Consider the following 25,625-nt stretch of genomic DNA (forward strand, 5'->3'; position numbering starts at 1 on the left):
TGTCGGCATCCGCTGTTCCTAGGACCGTCTTGCATTCAACATTTCATACTCATCTTATCTCATTTACAATTCCTGCTGCACCTTGCTGCTCCATACTGGCGGTGCCCATTACGGGATGATAATGCCATATGAAGCCAGCATATCGCTAACAAGCGACAACGGCAATCCAACTACGTTGAAATAGCAGCCTTCAATTTGCGTGACAAGCGTTGAGCCAATTCCTTGAATCCCATAGGCCCCTGCCTTGTCCATTGGTTCACCTGTTGCAACATAGCGATGTATCTGTTCATCTGTCCATGGCTTCATATGGACTGTGGTAACACCATGCGCTACTTCTGTATGTTCGTCCGCTGCATCAATCATCGCCACGCCGGTATACACCTTGTGCGATCTTCCCTGCAGCCTAGTCAACATACGAACCGCACCCTCTTCATTCATTGGCTTGCCCAACACTTCGCCATCCAAGACGACAATGGTGTCTGAACCGATGACAATACCGTGCTCGCCAGCCGCCTTGCGGACATCTGCTACCGCCTGTGCCTTGCGCAGTGCCAGCGTCTCAACAATACAGTCAGGATCCAGATTGGGATCCACTGTCTCGTCTGCATCGCTAGGATGTACGACATAAGGAAGACCGAGTGAACGGACAAGCTCTTGTCTCCGTGGTGAGGAGGAAGCCATTACGATCGTTGGTCGCTCGAATTTGGATATACTCATTTTCGTAGTCTCTCCTCGCCATTTTTTGACACTGTTCTATTATACGCGTAACTGGCTGTCGAAACAAACATTCAAATGATGATCTTTGCAAGATTTAGATGAACAAATTTTGGTAATCTATGCAACAATCCCAAATTCATGCAGTTTTCTATCCATTCCCTCACAACAATGCGAATGCAAGTTCTTATATACAAAACAGAGCCCCCTCAAAGAGCTGCGCTCCTATCAAAAGACTCTGTTCCCAACAATATAATTGGCATGTGATCTATTCCGCTCTCAGCTACACCTTCATCGAACCCAACCAAACCGCCTCTGCATTCCGATATTGCATAACCGCCTGCTGGATACTCCATAAATGCGAGGACGAAGGCTGCTTATTATACTCATTCACTGCACTGATTGCTGTGTTCATGCTCTGAACCAGCTCCGTCCAAGCTTTCTTGGACTGGTCGGGAATCCCTTTTTGCACGGCGCTCATTTGCTGTGTCCACTTCTGATGCTCCTTCCGAAGCTGTTCCGTGATCTCTTGAGTGAATGCTTCGGTATTGGTCTTTTCTAAATACGCAATCGATTGAGACATTAACCATTCATTCACTACATCACTTTGGCCTAAAAATTGTTCCACGGAGGCTGAGTCACCTTGAAATGCCAGCTTTGTAATCGCTGGGCGGTTCAAGGTTCTCACATACAAATCCACCTGCTTGTTCTTCAGCAACGCGCTCAACCCCATCGCATCCTCCTTCGAAGGTGCGATAGCGGCATACACGCGATGCTGCTCTGACTTCTCCTCCATCGCAGCCAGCCCGAGTTCTCTCAGCTCCGTCGCTGCCTTCTGAGCCCCTTCTTCCTGAGCGAACACACCATATTGCAGCATGTAAAACACTTTCTCCGGAATATTCACATCCGTCACATACAGACCTGCTGCGGTTGCAGCCGAATTTCCTCCATTGCTAGTAGATGAGGACTTGCTTCCTAAATCCCCTGCCTTCACCGCTCCCTTTTCGTTCAATGCCGAATCCTGAGATACTGGCTCTCCGCCTTTTCCTTGCTTATCATTCGCGAATACTGGAATAGCATCACTTGGATTAGGCATCGATACTTCGCCCTTGAACAGAGACAGAGCGAGAAATCCGAACAAGGCACCCGTTGCGAGCGCGCCTGCAACGGAAGCAACGACTCTCCACACCGGGGGCTTGCGAGAACGCGAATGAATACCATGCCACAACAACTCGCCTTGATCACTAAGTGAACTAGAGGCAGGATCTTCAATAGAGGATGGAACCGCATAACCGTTCTTCGGAATGTCATATTCAGACTGACGATCCGACTCCCGAATCCAGCGCTCCACTCGTTCATCTTCGCTCTCTACCTTTTCTTGTTCCCGATCAATGTTCGGAGCATCCATTTCGACCTTTTCTATATGATGCCGATTCTCTATAGGAGTTGATTCACTATTTTCTTCACGTTCTGATACGCTCTCCCGCTCCACTGGAGACCCATTCACAATCGTACCATCAGACATCTCCTCCCAATCTGTAAGCCGCTCTTTCTTCTTGCTCGCCTCTATGCCCTGAATCTCATGGTTATCCTTCACAGGATGGGAATCATCGAATCGAAACGTCATCTTCGTTCGCATGTTGGTCATATCCGAACACCTACCTTGTCCTATTGGTTACTAGTAGATTTATGCTAGATTCCAATCCAATAGAACCTACCTCACAAATTATTGGCTAGAAAGTGCGTCCGTCCTCCTATATGCGTCCTATCAAATCTTGCAACGCTAGCATATGATATACAATCCCGCAGCAAAGGAGGGAATAGAATGAAAAGCAAGAAAAGCAACTTCCGTTTGACCCCAGCTGAGGTACGTCGATTCGTTAGACGAAATATCGGCCGTCGCGTAATTGTCGTTCTGTTTACTGGAGAAGTACTGGTTGGCAGAATCTTATCCTCGGGGCTTATCTCCTTCCGATTACGTGTACAGCGTCGGGGCTTTTTCTTTATTCGTCGTATTCTATTTGCAGCTGTAGTTGCTATTAGACTTGTGTAATCCACTCAGACAAAGACAATAAGTCAACAGAAAAAAAGATCGAACGAAGGGCCAAATCCCGACCCCTAGCTCGATCTTTTCTTGCTATTCTGGTTGTCTACAGACTTACATTCCACTGTTGGAACACTATTTGAACATTGCTGACTCACTGTCAGAGATACTACGATTTCAATGCCTCAGTTAAGTCACGTGCTGTCTTCCAAATATCACCTGCACCCATTGTGATTACCAAATCTCCGGACTTCACAATCGATTTCAGATGCTCTAATGCATCATTCTTATCCGCAATATACTGTGCGTTGCTGTTGCTGTTTTCGCGAATCCGGTCAACCAGTTTCGAAGAGTGTACCCCTTCAATCGGCTTCTCCCCAGCTGGAGAGTAGATATCTGTCAGAATCAGTTCATCTGCACCCTCAAATGCACGGCTGAACTGATCGAACAGGAAATAAGTCCGCGAATAACGCTGCGGCTGGAATACGGCAACAATACGACGGTTTGTTGCTTTGGCAGCAGTAAGTGTTGCCTCAATCTCCGTCGGATGGTGAGCATAGTCATCTACAACAAGTACGCCCTGCTCTTCCCCAATTACTTGGAAACGGCGCTTAGCGCCAATAAAGTCCACGATGGCAGCAGATGCCTGTTCGAATGGAATGCCTGCACGCATCGCCACAATAATGGTCGCCATTGCATTCAACACATTATGCGTACCTGGAATAGACAATTGTACTGTGCCAAGTGCCTTACCTTGATGATTCATCGTAAAGATCATACCGCGATCTTCCGCGATGATCTCAGTGGCTGTATAATCAGCCGCTTGCTCAATGCCGTATGTCACAACACCTGTGCCCAAGTTCGGAAGCATAGAACCAACAATTGGATCATCCGCACACAATACAGAGCATCCTTCCGCACTTACTTGAGACAGGAACTGTACATAAGCTTCCTTCAATCGCTCGAAATCCCCGCCATAATTCTCTAAATGATCTGCCTCTATGTTGAGTACAACCGCAATATGAGGGTGATAATTCAAAAAGGAGCCATCACTCTCATCCGCCTCTGCTACTACATATTCACTATTTCCTGCTTGGGCATTCGTTCCTAGATTCGTCACTTCGCCGCCAATAATATAAGTCGGATCTACGCCGCAGCGTTCCATGACAAAAGCAATCATGGAAGATGTCGTCGTTTTCCCGTGAGCACCAGCTACAGCAATGCCTTTCTTAGCATTCAGCAAGTGCGCCAGCATTTGTGAGCGGTGAATGACTGGAATCCCTTGCTGTTCAGCTGCAACTCGCTCTACATTATCCTTCGGACAAGCCGTAGAGTATACTACCGTGTCGGCGTTCTGAACATAGGCAGGGTCATGCCCGATATGTACAGTCGCTCCCTTTTTGCGTAACTTTTCCGTCAAATCCTGTTCGGCCACATCGGACCCCGTGACGGTGTACCCCATTTCCAGCATGACACGAGCGATGGCGCTCATCCCATAGCCCCCGATGCCGATAAAATGAATATGTTCCGTCGTATTCAAAACGAACTCACCAACCCTTTTCAGATTCGGTCCGATGCAGGACGAAAGAACGAACGTCTGCAATCAGATATAATGTCCCCGTAACTACTGCTAAATCCCCTGGCTCTGTCATCGCTTGTAGCTGTTCCAAAGCCTTATGCCAATCCGGCTCTACAAGAATGGTTGGACGATGCATATCGCCCTCCATCACCTGCCCGGCAATATGTTGCAAGCTCTCCGCATCCATCTTCTTGCGGAAATCTGGTTCTGTAAAAATAACGGTATCTGCTAAAGGTAGTATATGTCGCAGAACATCGGGATGATGCTTTGTCGATAGCATGCCCATCATAATATGAAGCCGTTCATAACGGTACGTATCGCGCAGCGCTTGTGCAAGCGTTGCTGCTCCCTCCGGATTATGCGCTCCATCGAGCAGCATGCGAGGCTTCTCGCATATCATCTCTAAGCGTCCTGGCCATGCTGCACGCTTCAGACCCTCTTGCGTGGCAGCATCCTCTAACATGAAAGCCATATATTGTCGCAGTACTTCAAGCGCCATTAATGAGGCAGCCGCATTCTTCAACTGATGTGCCCCGTTCATCGTAAGCGACATTCCTTCCATCGTACGGAAAGGGCCGAAGAATGTGAAGTTCTGTTCATTTTCAATCGCATGGAGCAGTTCCACCCGGAACTGTTCGTTCATGACATACAGCGTAGATTGGTTTTTCGTCGCAGCCTGCCTGATCACTTCAAGCGCTTCTGGCTGCTCCACCGTCGTCACCGCCGGCACCCCCGGTTTAATAATTCCAGCTTTCTCGGCAGCAATCTTCTCAATCGTATCCCCAAGTATGTCCATATGATCATGGCCAATATTCGTAATAATCGATACGATCGGCGTCACGATGTTCGTTACATCAAGCCGACCACCAAGTCCCGTTTCCCATACGACGACATCCGGGAACGTCACTGTCGCATAGTACATAATGGCGAGCGCAGTTGATACTTCAAACGTCGTCGGCGAACCGAGCGGCGTTTGCGCGATTTCATCCACCAACGGCTTCAGCTTGTTCGCAAGTTGAAGCAACGTATCTTCAGGAATGTCCTCGTTGTTGTACTTTAAACGATTCGTATACTTCTCAATATAAGGAGAAGTAAATGTGCCGACATCATATCCGTTAGCAAGCAAGACACTTGTTAACATCGCACAGGTCGAGCCTTTACCATTTGTGCCCGCAACATGAATGAACTTCAATCGACGGTGCGGAGAACCTAACCGCTCCATCAACAGTTCGATCCGATCCAATCCAGGACGGATTCCAAAAGGAATTAAAGAATTAATCCAATCAATTGCGTCTTCTACCCGAACAAAAGGAAAATCGGTTGCTTCCGTCTCGCTTGTCGTAGGCATAGTTCCTCATCCTTTATCAGATGTCATTAAACGACCGAACCGGCATGAGACAACGCTCACGTCCGGATCGGTCGTACATATCGCACAGGTTGTTTACGCTTCTTTCAATTCGGTAATACGCCCCAATACTTTGTCTCTCTTCTCACTGTAATCACGCTGTTTGGCACGCTCTTCATCAATGACCGAAGCAGGCGCCTTCGCGATGAAACCTTGATTAGCAAGCTTCTTATCGACACGCTCCACTTCTTTGTTCAGGTGCTCGACTTCTTTTTGTAGACGTGCAATTTCCTGTTCAATGTCAAGAAGGCCAGCGAGCGGCAAGTACAATTCGGCTCCAGTCACAATAGCAGTCATCGCTTTGTTCGGAGCGATAGCTTCTGTGCTTACCTCCAGCTTCGAAGTACCGCAGAAGCGTTCCACGAACTCAAGGTTATTCGTAATGTTCGCTTCTACCGTACGATCAGTCGGCTTCACAATCAATTCTACCTTTTTGCTCATCGGTACGTTCACTTCAGCACGAATATTACGTACTGCGCGAATCATATCCATAAGAAGTGTCATCTCGCGAACCGCCTCAGGCGCTTCGAATTCAGCATGGTATACTGGCCATTCCGCAAGTGTTACCGTCTCGCCGGAGTGCGGCAGATGCTGCCAAATTTCCTCCGAGATGTACGGCATGAACGGATGGATCATGCGCATTGTACGGTCAAGCACGTAAGCCAGAACGGATTGCGTCTTCTTCTTCGCTTGCTCATTCGAGCCATACAAGCTAAGCTTCGCAAATTCAATATACCAATCGCACAGATCATCCCAGATGAAGTTATTGAGCACACGGCCTGTTTCCCCGAACTCATAGGCATCCATCAAGCGTGTAATTTCGCGGGCAGTCTCGTTCATACGGTGGAGAATCCAACGGTCAGCTGTGCCCAATTCGCCTGTGATGTCGATATCCGCATAGGTGAACCCTTCCAGGTTCATCAGAGCGAAGCGCGATGCATTCCAAATCTTATTGGCAAAGTTGCGAGCCTGTTCTACACGTTCCCAGCGGAAGCGCAAGTCTTGGCCCGGTGTACTGCTCGTCGAAATCATGAAGCGCATTGCATCAGCACCGTACTTCTCGATAACTTCAAGCGGATCGACACCATTCCCAAGCGATTTGGACATTTTCTTGCCATCAGCATCACGCACCAAGCCGTGCATCAGCACATCCTTGAACGGAATCTCGTCTGTGAATTCCAACGCCGTAAAGATCATGCGGGATACCCAGAAGTAAATGATGTCATAGCCTGTAACGAGCACATTCGTTGGATAGTAGCGCTTCAGATCTTCCGTCTGTTCCGGCCATCCAAGTGTGGAGAACGGCCACAATGCAGAGCTGAACCATGTATCAAGTACATCTTCATCCTGCTTCAAATGGCTGCTTCCGCATGATGTACATGCAATCGCGTCTTCTTCTGCAACATGAATGTGTCCGCAATCCTCACAGTACCATGCAGGGATACGATGTCCCCACCACAGCTGGCGGGAAATACACCAGTCGCGTACATTCTCGATCCAATGCAAATATGTCTTCTCGAAGCGATCAGGCACGAAATTAACACCTTTGCCAGACTTCTGTGCTTCGATTGCACGCTCCGCGAGTGGCTTCATCTTCACGAACCATTGCGTAGACAAATACGGCTCTACAACTGCGCCACTGCGCTCGCTGTGACCAACTTGATGCACATGATCTTCAATCTTGATCAGCACGCCTTGCTCTTGCAAATCTTTCACGATCTGCTTGCGGCAATCTGCACGATCAAGCCCTTGATATTGGCCAGCCAGCTCGTTCATTTTACCGGACTCATCCATTACCGTAATTTGCGGCAGTTGATGGCGGAGTCCCATTTCAAAGTCATTCGGATCATGGGCTGGCGTAATCTTAACCGCGCCACTTCCGAAGTCTTTATCTACATAATCGTCAGCAATGACCGGAATCTCTCTGCCAACAATCGGCAGTACCAGCATTTTTCCAATCATATGCTTATAGCGCTCATCCTTAGGGTGTACAGCTACTGCTGTATCGCCAAGCATCGTCTCTGGACGTGTTGTCGCCACAGTGATTGTGCCGCTGCCATCCTTCAGAGGATATTGCAGGTGATAGAGATGCCCCTGCACTTCCTTATATTCAACTTCGATATCAGACAATGCCGTACGTGCTGCCGGATCCCAGTTGATAATATACTTACCGCGGTAGATGAGACCTTTCTCATAGAGCTTCACGAATACTTGACGAACCGCACGAGACAGACCCTCGTCCAGCGTAAAACGCTCACGGGAGAAGTCCAAGGACAGTCCCATCTTCGCCCATTGCTCACGAATCGTATTCGCATACTTCTCTTTCCAATCCCATACACGCTCCAAGAATGCTTCACGCCCAAGATCATAGCGTGTAATCCCTTCTTCGCGCAGCTTCTGCTCTACCTTCGTCTGCGTTGCAATACCTGCATGGTCAGAACCTGGAAGCCACAAAGCATCATATCCTTGCATCCGCTTGAAACGAATCAAAATATCCTGCAATGTAAAGTCAAGTGCATGACCAATATGCAGCATACCAGTAACGTTCGGAGGCGGGATCACGATTGTGAATGGTTCAGCATCCTTGCGATCACCTGCTTTAAAATACTCGCCTTTCATCCAAAAATCATACCATTTCTGCTCCGCTGCCTTCGGATCATACGTCGTAGGCATAGACAGTTGCTCTTGATTCTCTGCCAAGCAAATCCCTCCGTTACATAATCATGAATATCTAATCGACAATGTTCTGCCTATATAATCGAAGCAAATCATACTGCTCGATCCATGCATGCTTCTCTAAGCGTATAGCTCGGTATTTGCAAGGACAATTCGCTTACGTAGGCAAATAAAAAAACCTTACGCCACAAAGGACGAAAGGTTTAGCTTCCGTGGTACCACCTTTATTCCGCTCCCAGAACAGATCCTTACATCCTACAGATCGTGCGAGCGGCACTTCAGTTGCAAATAACGGCTGCGGCCGGCCTAATCTTGCGTATCCGGAACATGATGAACATCGTGTTCATACATTACCGTGACACGTTCAAAAGGGCAACTCCCAGGTGACTTCAGCGCGGGACAATCCTGCAGGCGTTGCACCGTGTCGCTCTGCTCTCTGTAAGGGGCCAATCGCTTACTACTCCTGTTCATAGTCTTTCAATCAGATCTTTATAAAAATAAACAATAACATTTACGATATATTGTACCTTCGCATACCGAGCGAGTCAATAGACGAAGCACAAAAGGATACTGACAAATGCTTTCCCTATTAGTCATATCCTGTTTTTCATTTTTCATAACATGTACTATAGGAGGTGTTTTACATGGAACGGTGGTGGTGTCGTGTTCGAGGTTCCATTAAAGGGGTTCTTTTCCCCATCATTTGCTTGCAATTTGTTCGCACGTTGCTTCTGCCAACAGCATTTGACGTATTTTTGCTATTTGTATTATTCCTCATCTTCATTGGATTTTTGTGGGATGTATATTGAAGCTTGTACAGCTGCATGCAGACACAAAGAAACCCGTCGCTCATTGAGCCATACGGGTTTCTTGCCTATCTAATAGGAAGTGGAGATATTGTTACGAGGTAGGAATATACAGAACTTGCCCTTCGGATATATCCGATTCCGCTAAGCGGTTGTAGAGCGCAATTTCTCTCGAATTCATGCAATAGCGATCAGCAATTGTATCGAGTGTTTCAGAACGCTGCACAATACACAAGCGCACCTTCTTGAAAGCCCGCTCATCATCAATACGCTGCAGGAATAACGACTGCCACTTTACTTCCTCACCAGTTGTCTCCTCATTCATTGCTGCTAGCTGCGCTGCCTCTTCTTCCTTCTGGATGCGTTCCAGTTCTTGAGACTCCCGCTTCTTCTGCAGCAACGAACTGAATCCAACTGGTTCCGCTGCTTCCGGCTCACTCGCTTTCGACTTGCCGATCGCAACCTTCATCTCCTGCTTGGCAGCTGCTGGAACATCCTCCGGCTCATTCAATGAAGCGGCTGCTTCAATATCGTCCCGCTCCTCTTCATGATTCGAGGCGAACGATTCACCTCCACCCTCTGATTGAACAGCTGCATCTACTTCGATGGATTGCACGCTTTCCTTTCTCGCAACAGGCTCATTCATATTCGCCTCATTCGAGAGGCTCGGTGAATGAGACTCCAACTGAGTCATTTTCGCTTCTGGCTCGTGTTCTGCTCTATCCGTAGCAGCACTTGCTCTGCCCGATGCTCTGCCCGACGCTCGCCCTGCTTCGCTTTGCCCCTCGGCACTCTGAACCTCTAATCGATCTTCCTCATCTCGCGTCTCTCTGGCCCACTGAGAACCACTCCATGTAAGCGGAATACGTTCAGATTGGGGAGAATCTCCATCGAATGCATCATGATCGGTTTGTGCAGGCAGCAGCCTTTCCCCTTCGACTTCGCGAATCTCCACGTCTTCAGCAGCTCGATCGAAGTGCTCTTCCAACTCTTCTTCTGCCTGCTCCTCCATCTGGTCCTCTGCCTGTTCTTCTGTTTGTTCTTCTTGCTCCTGTTCCTCTGAAGCCCTAACAGGACTGGAATCTCTATAATCAGCTTCTGTTTCTACTTTCGATTCAGTCGCAACTTCCGATTCAGTTGCAACTTCTTCAGTCACATGCTCTGCTGATTTCGTGAACGCCGGTGTATAAGTACCGTAGTCACGCAGCCACGCTGGCTCTTCCGCATCGTGCTCGAGCTCCGTTTGATGTACAACTGTAAATTGCTCCGGCTCCCAAGCCGTAGGCTCTATACTTTCCATTGAGATGCCGCGCAGCGATAAAATTCCTGTAATATTTAATGTACGTGTTGATAAAAGGTCTACATCGAAGTGCTCAATATCGACTGAAATATCATCCAAGCTGCGCACCCGATTTAAGGGGAGTGTGATTTCAACAGGGATCCAATGCTCAAGCGAATGACTGCTACGCAGTTCATCAGCACCTACATATGCCCCAGCCAGCAGCAAGCTGCCACGCACTGTCACCTGGTCACCAGCAGGAATGACCTGAATGTGCGGTGTCAACTCCACTTCTTCCAATTGATCAATGCCGACCACTTCGTCGGACAAGTGCACACGTTCATAAATATCAAAGCGCAATCCATATGATTCTTCGTTCACAGACCGCTCCTCCTCCCGCAGTTCATATGCCATCTTCCCTTGTGACCAGCGTACATGCGATATGGCAACGATGTTAAGCTACAGTCGCAAAGTCAGACTCGTATCACTACTTCATCTATATGGGAGGAAAGAGAGGAGCATGACTATATTTTTTGCCGCAAGCGCAACATGTCCTCAGGCCACGGGGCGTCTACAACAATCTGTTCTCCTGACAGCGGATGGAAGAAGCGCAAACTCTCCCCATGAAGCGCTTGTCTGCTAATGAACCTGCCATCGCCCCCATACTGCGTATCTCCTGCGAGCGGATGCCCCTTCGCACTCATATGCACCCGAATTTGATGTGTCCGCCCCGTCTCCAGCGTTAGGCGCACCAGGGACAATTCTGAGCCTGGCTGCAGTGTTTCATAGTGGGTAATTGCAGGTACGCCGCTATCGCTTACCCGATATTTGCCGCGATGATGACGATCCTTCCCTATTGGCGTATCTATCGTTCCAGAAGCCGGCGTCAGCGTTCCCTGAACAATCGCATGATAGATTCGCTCAATCTTCTTCTCACGCATCATCTCATCTAGAATCACTTGTGTACACGGCTGCTTCGCATACAGCACCGGCCCAGTTGTATCAACATCTAAGCGATGTATATGCAGCACCTTGGAAGCCTGCCCTGTCCATAGATAGTGGCATGCCACTGCATGGGCAAGACTGTCCCGCCTCTTATCCTGCTCGGGTGTCGTTGGATGAACCGCCATACCTGCAGGCTTATATACAACCAGACAAGCATCATCTTCATATAACACCTCGGCAGGTGCGTCAGCGGGCTCATAAGCATCCGATTCAGCAACAAACCATTTCACACGCAGCCTATCTCCTGTAGTGCGAATATCTCCCGCATGATTCATTCTATGAACGAAATTCTTCGGCAAACGCAGCTCGCTAATCAGCCACGCCAGTGAAGATTGTTCATCTTGAAGCGCTGCTTTGCCAGGCATGAATTCTATCCATTCTCCTTGTCGTCTCCAATATCGTGTCATAACGCACCTCCTCCGTTTCTATCCATTTCAAAGCCCGGCACTCCACTTCTAACGTGGAATCGCCGGGCTCATGTTCGTCCTATTTATGTGTACAGGGTGACCATCCTGTATACAATCCTGCTTGCACTTAGATTGATTTCTTTAGTGCAGCATAATTAGCTTGAATCGTAAATTCAATATCCTCATCGGTATGAGCCGCCGACACAAACATCCCTTCGAATTGCGAAGGCGCTACATTAACACCTTCATCGAGTAGATACTTAAAGTACGTACGGAACATCTCTTGATTGGACGTGCGAGCCGTATCAAAATTCGTTACTGGCTCATTCGTAAAGAACGGGCAGACCATAGAGCCAACACGGTTGATTGTACACGGCACTCCCAGTTCTTGCGCATTGCGGATAAAGCCTGCCTCGAGCTTGGCACCCATACGATCCAGTTCTGCATACACCTCCGGCGTAAGCAAAGACAATGTCGTGTAACCAGCAGCCATCGCCAGCGGGTTACCGCTAAGCGTACCTGCTTGATAGATCGGGCCACTCGGTGCAATTTGCTCCATGTACTCGCGTTTGCCTCCATATGCACCTACTGGCAGTCCACCGCCGATAACCTTGCCGAAGCAAGTCAAGTCCGGTGTGACGCCAAACAAGCCTTGCGCACAGCTGTAGCCCACACGGAATCCTGTCATAACCTCATCGAAAATAAGCAGACTTCCATATTGCTCCGTCAAATGCCGCAGACCTTCCAAGAACCCTTCCTGAGGCGGCACAACCCCCATATTGCCTGCAACTGGCTCTACAATAACACAGGCAATATCTTCGCCATATCGATCAAAGGCCAACTTCACTGCTTCCAGATCATTATAAGGAACCGCAATCGTATTGCTGGCAACTCCTTCAGGCACTCCCGGGCTATCTGGTAGCCCCAATGTCGCTACACCCGAACCAGCTTTGATGAGCAGACTGTCTCCATGACCATGGTAGGACCCCTCGAATTTCACAATCTTACTCCGTTTCGTAATACCGCGCGCTAATCGGATCGCACTCATCGTCGCTTCCGTTCCGGAATTCACCATACGAACGATGTCTACGGATGGTACGCGCTCACATACCAATTTCGCCATAGCCGTCTCGATCTCCGTAGGCGCACCGAAGCTTGTCCCCTTCGCTGCCGTCTCTTGGATCGCACGCACGACTTCTGGATGCGCATGGCCCATAATTAGCGGCCCCCATGAGCATACATAATCGACGAATACATTGCCATCGATATCATACAGCCGGGAACCTTCCGCCCGTTCAATATAAGCAGGTGTCAGACCGACAGATTTGAATGCGCGTACAGGGCTGTTCACACCGCCAGGTATGTATTTCTTTGCTTCTGCGAATGCTGCCTGCGAACGTGTATCTACACGGCCAGATTTTTTTTCAGACATGTTGGTTGCTCCTTCTTATTTATTCCTCTGTTCTATGTTACACTAATAAAAAAATCGGCTTGGCAAAGAGGGGAAAGTCATGATTGAATTGCTCAAACGCGTCCCATTATTCTCTGACTTGACAGATGAACAACTGGAAATCGTATCTTCCATCACGTCCCGTCGGGAGTATGCCCCACATACGATATTGTTCCAGCAGGGAGATCCAGGGCACACATTCTGCATCGTATTACGCGGTGCCGTCAAAGTATACACATCCAACAAGAAAGGCCAGCAGAAGATCCTCTCTGTCTTTCAGAGCGGCGACAACTTCGGCGAGCTCGCACTTATTGATGGCAAGCCGCGTTCTGCAACGGCAGAGACACTAGAGGATACGGTTCTCTTTACCGTCACATCCGAGAGCTTCCACTTACTGCTGCGCGCCCACTACGATATTGCGAAGCAGGTTATGATTCAACTATGCGGGCGATTGCGCTCGACGAACGGATATGTCTATGACTTAACGTTTTTAGATGCACCAAGCCGCATCGTAAAGAACATCGTTCGCATCGCTCAGCAGCAAGGCGAGCGCCGCGGAGATAAAATCTACATCCGCACTGCCTTCGATGCTGATGCCATGTCAGGTCTTGCTGGTGTGCATCGGAACGTATTAGAACAAGTGATTCGTGATCTCGAGCATCAGCGTATCTTGACGCTGCAGCCGACCGAATACACGCTGGACGTATCCCGTCTGTTCCAGAGTCCTTACGTTAGCTAGCTTCATACAACGGGTAGAAAGCTCCCCGTCGGCATATTCAATGAACTTTGCCACGGGGAGTTTGCTATTTATACGGAAGCCGCTTCTCCTTGTTCAAGCCCCCACTGCAACAATTCTTACGCTCGTTCAGACAGCCAACGTGCGGCATCCTTTGCATGATACGTAATAATCATATCTGTTCCCGCGCGCTTCAGACCAAGCAGCAGTTCGCTCACAATAGCACGTTCATCAACCCATCCGAGCTTGCTCGCTGCCTTCACCATGGAATACTCTCCGCTCACATTGTAAGCCACTAGCGGCAAATCGAATTGATCCTTCATCACACGGATAACATCCATGTACGCCATGGCTGGTTTCACCATAAGCATGTCCGCGCCTTCCAGAACATCCTCTTCTGCTTCACGAATTGCTTCGCGCACATTGGCAGGATCCATCTGATAGGTCTTGCGATCACCGAATTGAGGCGCGGAATGAGCCGCATCTCGGAATGGACCATAGAATGCCGATGCATACTTCACCGAATAGGACATGATTGGCACATCATGATAACCCGCCTCATCAAGACCTGCACGAATCGCATGCACGAATCCATCCATCATATTAGATGGCGCTATAATATCAGCACCCGCTTCTGCTTGTGACACCGACGTACGCACTAAGTACTCGAGGGACTCGTCATTATCGATCTCGCCTACCTCGCATCCATTCACTTCATGCACATGAATCATTCCACAATGCCCATGATCGGTATATTGGCATAGACATGTATCCGCAATAATAAGCAGGTCAGGATGAGCCGCCTTAATTCGTCTTGTTGCTTGTTGCACGATTCCATCCGAGGCGAATGCAGAGCTTCCGACAGCATCCTTCGAAGCTGGGACACCAAACAACACAATAGCTGGTATACCCAATTCCACAATTTCATCTATTTCTTCATCCATGCGGTCAAGGGAGAAATGATAAACTCCCGGCATGGAGCTAATCTCTTCCTTAATCCCCGTACCATGCGTCACAAATATAGGCATAATCAAGTCATTGACTGTCAATACTGTCTCGCGAACCATATTGCGGAGAGCTGCCGTCTTCCGTAGGCGGCGTAATCTTGTAGTTGGAAATACCATGTTAGCAACCTCCTTGAATGTGTATATGCGCCTTGTCAGCACTGCTTAGTCTGCACATTTCGTCCACCATACTGCTAATGGTAGATCGTTCTGCGACTGCAGCAACCTGCAAGCCTGCATCACGCGCCGTGCGCGCCGTAATCTCCCCGATGCACACCACTTGAGCGCCGCTCAGCTTCGCTACAGGGTCAGAAACCCCCATGCGTTCGAGTGCGGTAATCAGGTTCGTAACGGTCGAGGAACTTGTAAACGTAATCAGATGAATCGCCTTCTCTTCCAGCAATTCCACTAAATAAGGATCATCGTACTCCGGCAGCACGGTCTCGTACAAATCGACCTCATCCACAAGAAGGCCATGTTGCTGCAGCATCTCCTTCAGCCAAGGGCGCGCCAGATCACCGCGCGCAAGGAGCACGCGCTCTTCTGGTGAGATTAATGGACGAAGGGCATCCCATACCCCTTCTTGGCTATACTGAGCAGCAGATACATCTGGCTGCACTCCATATTCGCGAAGCGCTTCAGCAGTCTTGGGGCCTACCGTTACGATTCGTACATTCGCCCATTGGCGAATATCCTGCTCTTGCTCCTGCAAGTGTTGGAACCAATACTTGACGCCATTCACACTCGTCAGAACTAGCCATTGATATTGCTGTGCATGGATAAAAGCTTGTTGAATCGCTTGCTGTTTCCCAAGAGAGACAGGCGCCCGCATCTCAATGACGGGATATTCATACGTCTCCCCTCCAAGCTGTTCAATGGGCTTAACAAGCTCACTAGCCTGCGAACGGCTCCTCGTGACAAGCACTCTCTTACCGAACAGCGGGCGCTCCTCTGCCCAAGCTAGCTGTTCTCGCAGTTTCACAACATCCCCCACGACAATGACTGCCGGCGACTCGAAGCGAGCACGCTCTGCTTCATCCGCGATCGTCGCTAGTGTTCCTACGAGCGTGCGCTGCTCCGCCCTTGTTCCCCAGCGCACTAATGCTACAGGCGTATCCGCTGCCCGCCCTTGACTCATCAATCGTTCGGCTATTACACGCAGCTTGCCGATACCCATAAGGAACAGCAAAGTTCCAGCAGTTTGGGTCATCTGCTCCCACTCGATGAACTCATCCAACTTGTCCGGGTTCTCATGACCAGTCACTACACAAAAGGAAGATGCATAGTCCCTGTGAGTCACAGGTATGCCTGCATATGCAGGCACCGCAACAGCAGAGGTGACCCCTGGAACGATCTCATACGGAACTCCATGTTGCTTCAGGACAGCCACTTCTTCTCCCACTCTTCCGAACACACAAGGATCGCCCCCCTTTAAGCGAACGACCTTGTTTCCTTCCTGTGCTAGATCAGCAAGCAGTTGGTTAATATCCGACTGCTTCATCGCATGTCGATCAGGCAGCTTGCCCACATAGATCTTACGAGCTCCCTGCTTCATATATCTGAGCAATTGAGGGCTAGAGAGACGATCATAGACAACAACATCCGCATCCTGCAAACAATTCAAGCCTTTGACCGTTATCAACCCTACGTCACCTGGCCCAGCGCCTACCAGATAGACAATACCTTTTTCAGAGGAATGCCGCTCCATTCATATCAGCCCCTTAATTGGGATAGCATTTGTTCCGCCCCTCGATCCAGCAGCCGCTCTGCAACTGCAATGCCAAGCTCCTCTGGTTGTCCACCTTCCATTGTGTCACTCAAAATCGTATTCTCTTCCGCCGATCCGACAAGACCAGTCAAGCGTATCGTGTCATCTGCTTTATGAAGCTCTGCATACGCTCCGATCGGCACTTGGCAACCGCCATTCAAGCGGCCTAAAAAAGCCCGCTCCGCCTGAACGGTACGAGCGGTATCTACATCGTGATAACGCGCAAGCAGCGACAGTACTTCCTCATCATCTGCACGGCATTCAATCCCCAATGCCCCTTGCCCTACCGCTGGGAGACACAGTTCTGTCGGCAAATAGGATGTGATACGATCCTGCCATCCCATCCGATGAAGTCCTGCTGCAGCAAGAACGATTGCATCGAATCCTTCCGTCTCTAGCTTCTTCAACCGTGTATCAATATTGCCGCGCAATGGCTCGATCTGCAAATCCGGTCTATGCGCCTGCAATTGACAAGCTCTGCGCAAGCTGCTCGTACCTACCTTCGCACCTATAGGCAAATCCTCAATAGAGGTGCCAGAGTTCATAATCAAGCAATCTCTTGGATCTTCCCGCGTGGGCACAGCGCCAACCGTCAGTCCATCCTGAAGTTCCCAAGGCATGTCCTTCATGCTATGAACCGCGAGATCCACTTCCTTATCCATTAACGCTTGTTCAATCTCCTTCACGAACAACCCTTTGCCGCCTACCTTGGACAAGGTGACGTCCAGGATGCGGTCCCCTTTCGTTACGATCTTCTTAATTTCGAATCGGAACGGAAGGTTGTTCTCTTTGCAAATGGTCTCCAACGCCACAATTACATGCCCGGTCTGCGTCAATGCCAAGGCGCTTTGCCTTGTCCCAACAATGATAGTACGCATCTAGTTGCCCCTCCTGTTTGCCTAAATTATTCATTCATTTATTGATATTGAGCGAGCCACGCCATGACCCAGTCCTCCCATTTGGGAAGTGTGACATTACATTCATAGGCTCGCCAGCACTCTTCTGCATAGTGCCGCATTGCTCGCTGGCGATCTACCGTGTCTGGCAGCACATCATGCGAAGCCTTGCGTGCGTGCAGCAGCATCTCCGCTACTTGCGCCAACTCATCGTCCATTAACTTGGACAGCTTGGCTAATATACTTCTCGTCAAGGTTGGACTAGCGCCGCCAGTCGATACAGCAAGATGAACATCTCCGTGCTGCACCGTCCCAGGATTGGCGAAGTCACTCTGTTCCGGACTATGAGCAATATTGATAAGCGCCCCACAGCGCCTTGCTTCCGCTGCTACTCGTTCATTCACTTCACAGTGATCTGTCGCAGCAAACACAAGCAGCGCTCCAATGGCGTCCCCCTCTTCATACTCTCTTGCGATATGAACAATGCTACCTTCATGGACAAAGTGCCAAAGCTCTGCAGTTAATACGGGACTGACCACTTTCACTTCAGCACCACTCGCCAGCAAATGACGAACCTTGCGCGCAGCTACCTTGCCACCGCCAATCACCGTACATGGCTTGCCAACGAGCTTCAGCATAATCGGATACAGAGGGGAATCTCCCATTCGCTACACTCCAATCCAGCGATGAAATGTCGACAATGAATTTAATGCGAAATTGAGCATCATTACCGCATAACATCCTAAATTCAACAAAGAAAGTCGAAATCCTGTTGAATCATTACGCGAGCGTTTCACAATATAAGATCCATATAATAGCAGCGCCACTAATGTAAACCATATTTTAAAATCAATCAGCAGTTCTGTACGATTGTCGAGCAGAATAGCTCCAACTGCTACGGCAAGCGACAGTAAAATCATCGGAATGCCGATTACGACAGCCAGAAACGAAAATCGTTCAATTCGTTCAAGACTAGGCAATCGCCGCACTGCGTCAGACCATTGCTTGGCCTTCAGCTTATGATGAAGAAATACATACATGCCCGCGAATACGGCACTAATCGTCAGGGCCGCGAAACCAAAGGCTACAAGCGAGATATGGAAAGAGAGCAAATTGCGCATCATCTCCCATTCCTTCATCGATGCAGGCATTGTCGGGTCGTTAAGCATATTCACGAGCAATAAGGCAAACCCAATAAGATTGACGAAAAAAACGATAAATTCGATATGAAAGAACCTGCTAATGACAATGGATACGGTCACGAGGAACCATGAAAATAAAAACATAAATTCAAAACTACTAAAAACGGGCACATCCTGATGTCTCACCATTCTCACAATCAAGAAGATCGTCTGAAGTACCCATACAAAAGTAAGAAGCCCTGCGCCCATCCGCTTCGCTTTCCGATTGACTCCTACCACATCGGAAAAATAAAACAGAAGGCTCAGGGCGTATGTGTAGATAATCGCATCGTAAATCCAACTATTCGTAACCATCGATGCCTGCCGCCTCCTGTTCTTCCTCTACCATGTGACGGCTGCCCAAGACAGCACAGACTTCCCCCGCTCGGGTTCCGCATTTCGATTCACGGCGACTTGGGATGAGGGCTGTTCCTTGCCTCGCTCCTCCTTGCCACCCGTTTCCGGCTGCTCCAGTGCGAAAATTTGCGAAAATAACCGCAATGCCTCGTCCCCATTTTTCTCAGCGGCGAGCTCTTTAATTTGATTAATTGGGTCGTGCATCATTTGGTTCAGCATGCTCTTCGTCAGACGGCGTATCAATTTTTCTTCCCGTTCAGACAGCTCAGGAAGTTTATTGAACAAGCTTTGCAGCGTATCCTGGTGGATACGTTCTGCTTTGGACTGCAAAGACCGTATCATCGGAGTTACACCCAACATTTTGAGCCAATGACGGTGCTCCTCGAGTTCATCTGCGATGAAAGCTTCAATCTTCGCCGCTTCCTTGCGGCGACGTGCCAGATTGCTCTCCACAATACCTTGCAGATCATCGATATCATATAAAAATACATTCGACACGTCACTAATCGCCGGATCCAAGTCACGCGGCACGGCAATGTCAATAAAGAACAGCGACCTAGATTTGCGTCTGCTCATCGCCCGCTTCACATCATCTGCTGTCAGTACATATTCCTTCGAACCCGTTGAGCTAATCACAATATCAGCCTCAACCAGCATCTGTTCGGCCTCATCAAGCGTACCTGCACGGCCGTCAAACTGCTTCGCCAGCTCTTCCGCGCGAGATAGGGTACGGTTCGCTACCATTACCTCCGCAGCCCCATTGGCATATAAGTGCTTCACAGTCAGCTCGCTCATTTTGCCTGCGCCTAGTATGAGCACCTTCTTTCCTTGGAACGATCCGAAGATTCGCTTGCCAAGTTCCACTGCGGCATAGCTGACCGATACCGCATTTTCGTTAATGCTTGTTTCGGCATGCGCTCTCTTCGCGAGTGTTATTGCCTGCTTAAATACTGTATTCAGCCACGTCCCGGTTACCCCTTCATTTTGCGCGAACAAGAAGGAATTGCGGATTTGGCCTAAAATTTGCGTTTCGCCGATGACCATGGAATCCAAGCCGCAGCTGACCCGGAACAAATGCTCGACGGCCTGATCATCTTCATATATATAGAGGTACGGTGTAAATTGCTGTCTAGAAATGCCGAACCACGTCTCCATAAAGCTGCGGATGAAGTGACCGCACATGTGCAATCTGTCGACAACCACATACAGCTCTGTGCGATTGCATGTCGACACCATCACGCATTCGAGCACGCTCTTCGTCTGTCTCAATTGTCTCAGCGCCTCTTGCCAATCACTTTCGGGCACCGCAAACTTCTCCCGAATTTCTACGGGCGCCGTACGATAGTTCATGCCGACGACGATGATGTGCATTCATTTCACCTGCTTTTCAAAATTTAGTACATTCTCAGATGATAATCATTATAACATAGATCGACAAGAACATTCGTTCGTAATTTGAAAATATTATGAAATGCATGTCAAATTTTAGTTTGTACGGGCTAACTGAACCTTATACTATCATCGCTACGAGCCAATGTCATTCTTTTTTATGCACTTTTTGCCAGCTTACTTCGGTGTAAAATAAGAATCCAGCACTCCCTTCAAATCCTTGTCAGCGCTAACCAGTTCTTCACGCTTCGAGGCGACCCATCCCCCGCTGCTGTTATAGATGAGCGCATAGCTGTCATAGAGTCGGGTCATTGCCTCGGCGCTCATGCTGATCATCTCTTTTTCACTGTCCGTTAATGGGCGATCACCATTTATCTGCATCAATGTGATGGTTTCTACAACCTTATTCAGGCTTGGCAGCTCTGGCAGCTGCTTCTTCCCAACCGCACGAACCAGTCTTTCATGTGCAAATGCAGCTGAATAAGCAACAAGCTTCAATTTTTGAAGCGGTTCTGTCGAGTCATACCGCGCTGCTTCCTGCAATGATCCTTTTAACAGGTTCGTTTGAAATTGAGCTACTTCGTACAGCATTTTAAGCGGGTCGGACGCTTCTGCCTTCGGTGACAATAAGTTGTACACTTGAATGGAAGGCCATATTAGCAGCATGAACAACACAACCATCCATACGATACCGCCTCGAAATCGTCTAGGTCTCATCAGCATTCTCCTACTATATATGATTATGTATATAGCTTATGGAGCAACAAGTGGACAAATAACCGAGCTATGAGGTTGTCTCTGTAGGAGAATAAAAAAAAGCCCGCCTCACCCTGTGCCAAGCACGAGGATGAGCGGGACTTTATTGTCGTTTATACCAATTCGGATACTTTCATATCCGGAGTAACCACTTGCAATTCGCCTAATCCGCGAATAAGCTTCTTCGCGTACGTTTTCTCCGGTTTCAACACAGAGACCAGGTAATCAATGGCTAGCTGCGGGTCTACTGTTTCTCCGCAAGTGTAACAATCGATTGCTGCAAATCCACGTTCAGGATAAGTGTGGATTGAAAGATGACTTTCTGACAACATAACTAGAACTGTTGCCCCTTGTGGGTCAAACTGTTTAGATTGAACAGACAAGACCGTTGCACCACACGCTTCAGCGGCTTCTACCAGTTGTGCTTCAAGCAATTGAGCATTGTTCAGCAAATCGAAGTCGACTCCCCACGTGTCAACAGCAACATGTCTTCCGAAAGTTGAGTATTCCATCTTCCGGTTCCCCCTTCCTAGGAATAAAATGTTTGAAAAAATAATTTCATCCGCTAGGACCTACGTCATTCACTTCCCGAGGGAAAAATCTCTCGCAACATGCAATGTCCTGAGTGAATCCTGGTTCCTATATTGTTTTCAACGAGATTAAAAATAACATCTTACTCACATAAATGCAACACTTTTTTATCCACTTTTCCCCTGACTATTTCAAATTCCCTGTCTACTATATGGCGAAAGCCTCTAATAGGTGTCTAGTACGCCCGCCCAATATTCTCGCCGCAGAGCAAAAAAAGAACTTAAGGCATATGCCTTAAGTTCTTTCATATTCAAGTGCCGCTCAGGCTTCCAAGATGAACAATTGCTTTGCCAATGCTGCTAGCTGCTGATCTACAGCTTGAACCTCATCTGCTGACAGGCTTCGATTGCGCTTATCAAGCAAATTGTTGATGCGCTCCTTAATACTCGCAATTCGTATTTCCACATGTTCGTTACGATACATGTGATGCAAGTCCTGCACCGTATCCTTATGTTCGAAAATAACGCGAGGCTCTTCCTTCTGCTCTACAATCTTGCGAACAGCCCCATCTGCGTAATAATAAGTGATTGTAAATCCCGCAAAAATCCGATTGACTACCGCTTCGCCACGGAATGTCGCCACAAGCTTATGCATCACTTGTGTCAATTTCGGATGAACCAAGCGGCAAGACGTTACACAGACATACCGATTGCCTTGTTTCTCGAACAGGAATATGATCTCATCACCCTGGCCGTCCTCAAGAACCACCTCTTGATTACCGTTTTCTAATACCTTCACCCGCCCCACAATAGATTGCTTCGCGAGCGATTGCACAAATCGGGTCAATTGAGCTTCCGTCAACTGTAAACTGGCTTTCACATACTCTGTGGCTAACCGCCGAGCCATAAAAACTCTCCTTACCTGTATTCAACATATAATATTTATACATGTTTATTATACTACAGGGAGAATATGAATTCCTGTTCATGAGCCGCCATTTTATGGTGCATTTCGCAAAAAAACGGACTGAGGCCGGAACTACCCCGCTTTTTATCCAACATGCTTACGAATTAACGTCTGCATGCTGATTAATAATGTCCCATAACTCTTCTCGTCCTTGTCCCGTCTCAGCGGAGAACATGACAAACGGAGCATCCGATGACAACCCGAGCGTGGTACGGACTTGCTTCACATGTTTCGGAAGATGGTTTCTCGATATTTTATCAGCCTTCGTCGCAACTACACATACCGGGACGCCATAATGCGTAAGCCAGTCATGCATCATGCAATCGTCTGCTGTAGGCGCATGGCGCAAATCAACAACCAGCAGCACAAGGCGAAGTGTCTCACGCTCTTGGAAGTACGCTTCAATCATGCGTCCCCACGCAGCGCGCTGCGTCTTTGATACCTTTGCATACCCGTATCCCGGCACGTCCACGAAATACATATTGTCATTAATGCGATAGTAGTTCAACTGCTGTGTCTTACCCGGCTGCGAGCTTGTACGCGCCAAGTTCTTGCGCATAATCATACGATTGATTAACGATGACTTCCCTACATTCGATCGACCTGCCAGACCAATCTCCGGGAACCCGTCATCTGGATACTGTGCAGATCCAACAGCACTAATAATAAATTCAGCATTTGTTATTTTCATACGCGATTATCCTCACCTTACATTCTGTTCTGTCTATTGTACAATTGTACACGATTCCCGTCATTTCACAAAAAAAAGAAAAACGGATGCGCTGCACGCGCATCCGTCTTGTTGCTATACCATTATGATGAAGTCGCCTCCAGCAAGGCATGCTGCAGCACTTCATCCATATGAGCTACTGGTATAAAGGTCAGCTCCCGCCGTACCGTATCCGGGATATCCGCTAGATCGCGTTCATTGTCATGCGGGAACAGAACCGTCTTGATTCCTGCACGAAGCGCAGCCAGCGACTTCTCTTTCAATCCACCGATCGGGAGAACTCGCCCGCGCAATGTAATCTCACCGGTCATTGCAACATCCTTGGATACAAACCGATTGGTGAACGCCGATACAAGTGCCGTCGCAATTGTTATTCCGGCGGAGGGGCCATCCTTCGGAATCGCTCCTTCCGGGACATGGACATGAATATCCAGCTTCTCATGGAAGTCGGGCTCCAATCCCCACTGCGCCGCCTTCGAGCGGATGTAGCTAAATGCAGCCTGTGCGGACTCCTTCATGACATCGCCAAGCTTGCCTGTCAATTGCAGCTTGCCGGAACCAGGAACAACGGTAACCTCAATATTAAGCGTATCCCCTCCCGCTTCCGTCCACGCAAGTCCTGTCACCGTTCCGATCTGGTCATCTTGTTCTGCCAGACCATAGCGATATCGAGCTACACCTAAATATTCGGATAATTGCTGGGCGTGAATCTGTATGTCTTCCACCTGTTCCGATACAATTCGCTTTGCAGCCTTGCGGCATAGCGCAGCCAATTGCTGTTCCAGTTGACGAACCCCCGCTTCACGTGTATATTCACGAATCACTCTCAGAAGGCAGTCGTCTTGAACCGTCAGTTGATTCGCCCGCAATCCATGGGCTTCCTTCTGCTTCGGAAGCAGATGTCTGTTCGCGATTTCCAGCTTCTCAAGCTCCGTATATCCAGACAAGGACAGCAGTTCCATCCGATCCAGCAGCGGACGCGGTATGTTGTGAACCGCATTGGCAGTTGTCACGAACAGAACCTTGGACAGATCGACCGGGAGCTCGACGAAATGATCACTGAATGCATTGTTCTGTTCTGGATCCAATACCTCCAGCAGTGCCGATGCCGGATCCCCACGGAAGTCAGATGCCATCTTGTCAATTTCATCAAGCAGCATTACTGGGTTCATCGTGCCCGCATTTTTGAGTGCCTGAACAATACGTCCTGGCATCGCACCTACATAGGTACGACGATGACCGCGAATCTCCGCCTCGTCACGCACCCCACCTAACGAGATACGAACAAATTTCCGTCCAAGCGACTTCGCAATTGACCTTGCAAGCGACGTTTTTCCGACACCCGGTGGTCCAACAAGGCATAGAATCGGCCCTTTCATTTCTTTGACTAGCTGCTGTACAGCCAAATATTCAAGGACACGTTCCTTCGGCTTCTCAAGTCCATAATGATCGGCCTCCAGAATGGATTCTGCCTTGCTCAGATCCAGATCATCCTCCGAGAACTGCGCCCACGGAATCTGAAGCAGCCAATCGATATAGTTTCGAATCACCGATCCTTCTGCGGAAGAAGCCGGCATCTTCTCCAATCGATCGATTTCTTTGCCAATCTTCTCAAGGACTTTATCCGGAGCCTCGAGCTCCTTCAATTGGGCACGCAGCTCCTCGGCCTCGCCCGCGCGGCCTTCTTTATCTCCCAATTCCTTCTGGATCGCCTTCATTTGCTCACGCAAATAGTATTCCTTCTGTGTCTTCTCCATCTGCTTCTTCACGCGCTGGCCAATCTTCTTCTCCATCTCCAGCACTTCGCTCTCATTATTGAGCAGCTCAAGCAGCTTATGCAGACGGGCTTTGCTATCCACCGTCTCCAGAAGCGCCTGTTTATCTTTGAGCTTGATGGACAAGTGGCTGGCGATAACATCCGCCATCCGACCCGGTTCTTCGATGTC

General features: G+C 48.8%; 22 protein-coding genes and 1 other annotated feature. Of the genes, 3 read left to right on the forward strand and 19 right to left on the reverse strand.

Annotation, left to right across the window (positions count from 1 at the left end; genetic code table 11):
* Window positions 1–108 precede the first annotated feature (108 nt).
* Both AZ66_RS03360 and AZ66_RS03365 read right to left on the reverse strand, forming a co-directional pair.
* Window positions 109–717 carry a Maf family protein gene (locus AZ66_RS03360; RefSeq protein ID WP_044353582.1) on the reverse strand — a complete coding sequence of 203 codons (609 nt, stop codon included), beginning with the start codon at window positions 715–717 and terminating at the stop codon, window positions 109–111.
* Between the two features lie 280 nt (window positions 718–997).
* Window positions 998–2,362, reverse strand: a complete 1,365-nt coding sequence (locus AZ66_RS03365; RefSeq protein ID WP_044353583.1) for an SPOR domain-containing protein — start codon at window positions 2,360–2,362, stop codon at window positions 998–1,000.
* 177 nt (window positions 2,363–2,539) lie between these two features.
* Here AZ66_RS03365 and AZ66_RS03370 point away from each other — a divergent pair, with 177 nt between their 5' ends.
* Window positions 2,540–2,767 (forward strand): hypothetical protein, encoded by a 228-nt coding sequence (locus AZ66_RS03370; RefSeq protein ID WP_021258024.1) that lies wholly within the window; start codon window positions 2,540–2,542, stop codon window positions 2,765–2,767.
* 160 nt (window positions 2,768–2,927) lie between these two features.
* Here the strand turns inward: AZ66_RS03370 and murC are convergent, their stop codons facing one another.
* The 3 genes from murC to AZ66_RS03385 form a co-directional block, all read right to left on the reverse strand.
* The gene (murC, locus tag AZ66_RS03375; RefSeq protein WP_082061434.1) at window positions 2,928–4,298 is read right to left on the reverse strand and encodes a UDP-N-acetylmuramate--L-alanine ligase; all 1,371 of its coding nucleotides are present in this window, start codon (window positions 4,296–4,298) and stop codon (window positions 2,928–2,930) included.
* 7 nt (window positions 4,299–4,305) lie between these two features.
* Window positions 4,306–5,685 carry a bifunctional folylpolyglutamate synthase/dihydrofolate synthase gene (locus AZ66_RS03380; protein WP_044353584.1) on the reverse strand — a complete coding sequence of 460 codons (1,380 nt, stop codon included), beginning with the start codon at window positions 5,683–5,685 and terminating at the stop codon, window positions 4,306–4,308.
* A 93-nt stretch (window positions 5,686–5,778) separates the two neighbouring features.
* A complete protein-coding gene (locus AZ66_RS03385) occupies window positions 5,779–8,415 on the reverse strand; it encodes a valine--tRNA ligase (RefSeq protein ID WP_197081647.1) in 2,637 nt (878 codons plus the stop codon).
* 190 nt (window positions 8,416–8,605) lie between these two features.
* Window positions 8,606–8,898: a binding site (T-box leader), on the reverse strand.
* A gap of 164 nt (window positions 8,899–9,062) precedes the next feature.
* Here AZ66_RS03385 and AZ66_RS31775 point away from each other — a divergent pair.
* Complete coding sequence (locus AZ66_RS31775) at window positions 9,063–9,227, forward strand: hypothetical protein (protein WP_162833933.1); 165 nt, start codon at window positions 9,063–9,065, stop codon at window positions 9,225–9,227.
* 91 nt (window positions 9,228–9,318) lie between these two features.
* Here the strand turns inward: AZ66_RS31775 and AZ66_RS03390 are convergent, their stop codons facing one another.
* From AZ66_RS03390 to hemL, 3 genes are all read right to left on the reverse strand, one after another.
* On the reverse strand, window positions 9,319–10,884 hold the full coding sequence (locus tag AZ66_RS03390; RefSeq protein ID WP_044353586.1) for a LysM peptidoglycan-binding domain-containing protein: 1,566 nt from the start codon (window positions 10,882–10,884) through the stop codon (window positions 9,319–9,321).
* 143 nt (window positions 10,885–11,027) lie between these two features.
* A complete protein-coding gene (locus AZ66_RS03395) occupies window positions 11,028–11,915 on the reverse strand; it encodes an RluA family pseudouridine synthase (protein ID WP_044353587.1) in 888 nt (295 codons plus the stop codon).
* A gap of 127 nt (window positions 11,916–12,042) precedes the next feature.
* Complete coding sequence (gene hemL, locus AZ66_RS03400) at window positions 12,043–13,347, reverse strand: glutamate-1-semialdehyde 2,1-aminomutase (protein ID WP_044353588.1); 1,305 nt, start codon at window positions 13,345–13,347, stop codon at window positions 12,043–12,045.
* Window positions 13,348–13,426: 79 nt separating this feature from the next.
* On the opposite strand from hemL, the gene AZ66_RS03405 reads away from it, so the two are divergent.
* Window positions 13,427–14,104 carry a Crp/Fnr family transcriptional regulator gene (locus AZ66_RS03405; protein WP_021258017.1) on the forward strand — a complete coding sequence of 226 codons (678 nt, stop codon included), beginning with the start codon at window positions 13,427–13,429 and terminating at the stop codon, window positions 14,102–14,104.
* Window positions 14,105–14,220: 116 nt separating this feature from the next.
* On the opposite strand, the gene hemB is transcribed toward AZ66_RS03405, so the two are convergent.
* The 11 genes from hemB to lon all read right to left on the reverse strand — a co-directional run.
* Complete coding sequence (gene hemB / locus AZ66_RS03410) at window positions 14,221–15,225, reverse strand: porphobilinogen synthase (RefSeq protein ID WP_044353589.1); 1,005 nt, start codon at window positions 15,223–15,225, stop codon at window positions 14,221–14,223.
* Window position 15,226: 1 nt separating this feature from the next.
* Complete coding sequence (cobA, locus tag AZ66_RS03415; protein WP_044353590.1) at window positions 15,227–16,813, reverse strand: uroporphyrinogen-III C-methyltransferase; 1,587 nt, start codon at window positions 16,811–16,813, stop codon at window positions 15,227–15,229.
* Between the two features lie 5 nt (window positions 16,814–16,818).
* Window positions 16,819–17,751: a hydroxymethylbilane synthase gene (hemC, locus tag AZ66_RS03420; RefSeq protein ID WP_044353591.1), complete on the reverse strand. Its 933-nt coding sequence runs from the start codon at window positions 17,749–17,751 to the stop codon at window positions 16,819–16,821.
* Window positions 17,752–17,789: 38 nt separating this feature from the next.
* The gene (locus AZ66_RS03425) at window positions 17,790–18,434 is read right to left on the reverse strand and encodes a precorrin-2 dehydrogenase/sirohydrochlorin ferrochelatase family protein (protein ID WP_021258013.1); all 645 of its coding nucleotides are present in this window, start codon (window positions 18,432–18,434) and stop codon (window positions 17,790–17,792) included.
* A gap of 3 nt (window positions 18,435–18,437) precedes the next feature.
* The gene (gene ccsA, locus AZ66_RS03430) at window positions 18,438–19,265 is read right to left on the reverse strand and encodes a cytochrome c biogenesis protein CcsA (RefSeq protein ID WP_021258012.1); all 828 of its coding nucleotides are present in this window, start codon (window positions 19,263–19,265) and stop codon (window positions 18,438–18,440) included.
* Between the two features lie 27 nt (window positions 19,266–19,292).
* Window positions 19,293–20,678 carry a glutamyl-tRNA reductase gene (hemA, locus tag AZ66_RS03435; RefSeq protein ID WP_044353592.1) on the reverse strand — a complete coding sequence of 462 codons (1,386 nt, stop codon included), beginning with the start codon at window positions 20,676–20,678 and terminating at the stop codon, window positions 19,293–19,295.
* Window positions 20,679–20,873: 195 nt separating this feature from the next.
* A complete protein-coding gene (locus tag AZ66_RS03440) occupies window positions 20,874–21,413 on the reverse strand; it encodes a hypothetical protein (protein WP_044353593.1) in 540 nt (179 codons plus the stop codon).
* A gap of 152 nt (window positions 21,414–21,565) precedes the next feature.
* Window positions 21,566–21,964, reverse strand: a complete 399-nt coding sequence (gene speD / locus AZ66_RS03445) for an adenosylmethionine decarboxylase (protein ID WP_021252328.1) — start codon at window positions 21,962–21,964, stop codon at window positions 21,566–21,568.
* A 340-nt stretch (window positions 21,965–22,304) separates the two neighbouring features.
* On the reverse strand, window positions 22,305–22,889 hold the full coding sequence (locus tag AZ66_RS03450; protein ID WP_021258191.1) for a hypothetical protein: 585 nt from the start codon (window positions 22,887–22,889) through the stop codon (window positions 22,305–22,307).
* A 157-nt stretch (window positions 22,890–23,046) separates the two neighbouring features.
* Window positions 23,047–23,640: a ribosome biogenesis GTP-binding protein YihA/YsxC gene (yihA, locus tag AZ66_RS03455; protein ID WP_021258192.1), complete on the reverse strand. Its 594-nt coding sequence runs from the start codon at window positions 23,638–23,640 to the stop codon at window positions 23,047–23,049.
* A 122-nt stretch (window positions 23,641–23,762) separates the two neighbouring features.
* The coding region (gene lon / locus AZ66_RS03460) for an endopeptidase La (protein WP_044353597.1) at window positions 23,763–25,625 on the reverse strand (1,863 nt) is incomplete at its 5' end.

Origin of the sequence: Paenibacillus sp. E194 (assembly GCF_000935845.1) — a bacterium.
Taxonomy (GTDB): Bacteria; Bacillota; Bacilli; order Paenibacillales; family Paenibacillaceae; genus Paenibacillus_B; species Paenibacillus_B alvei_B.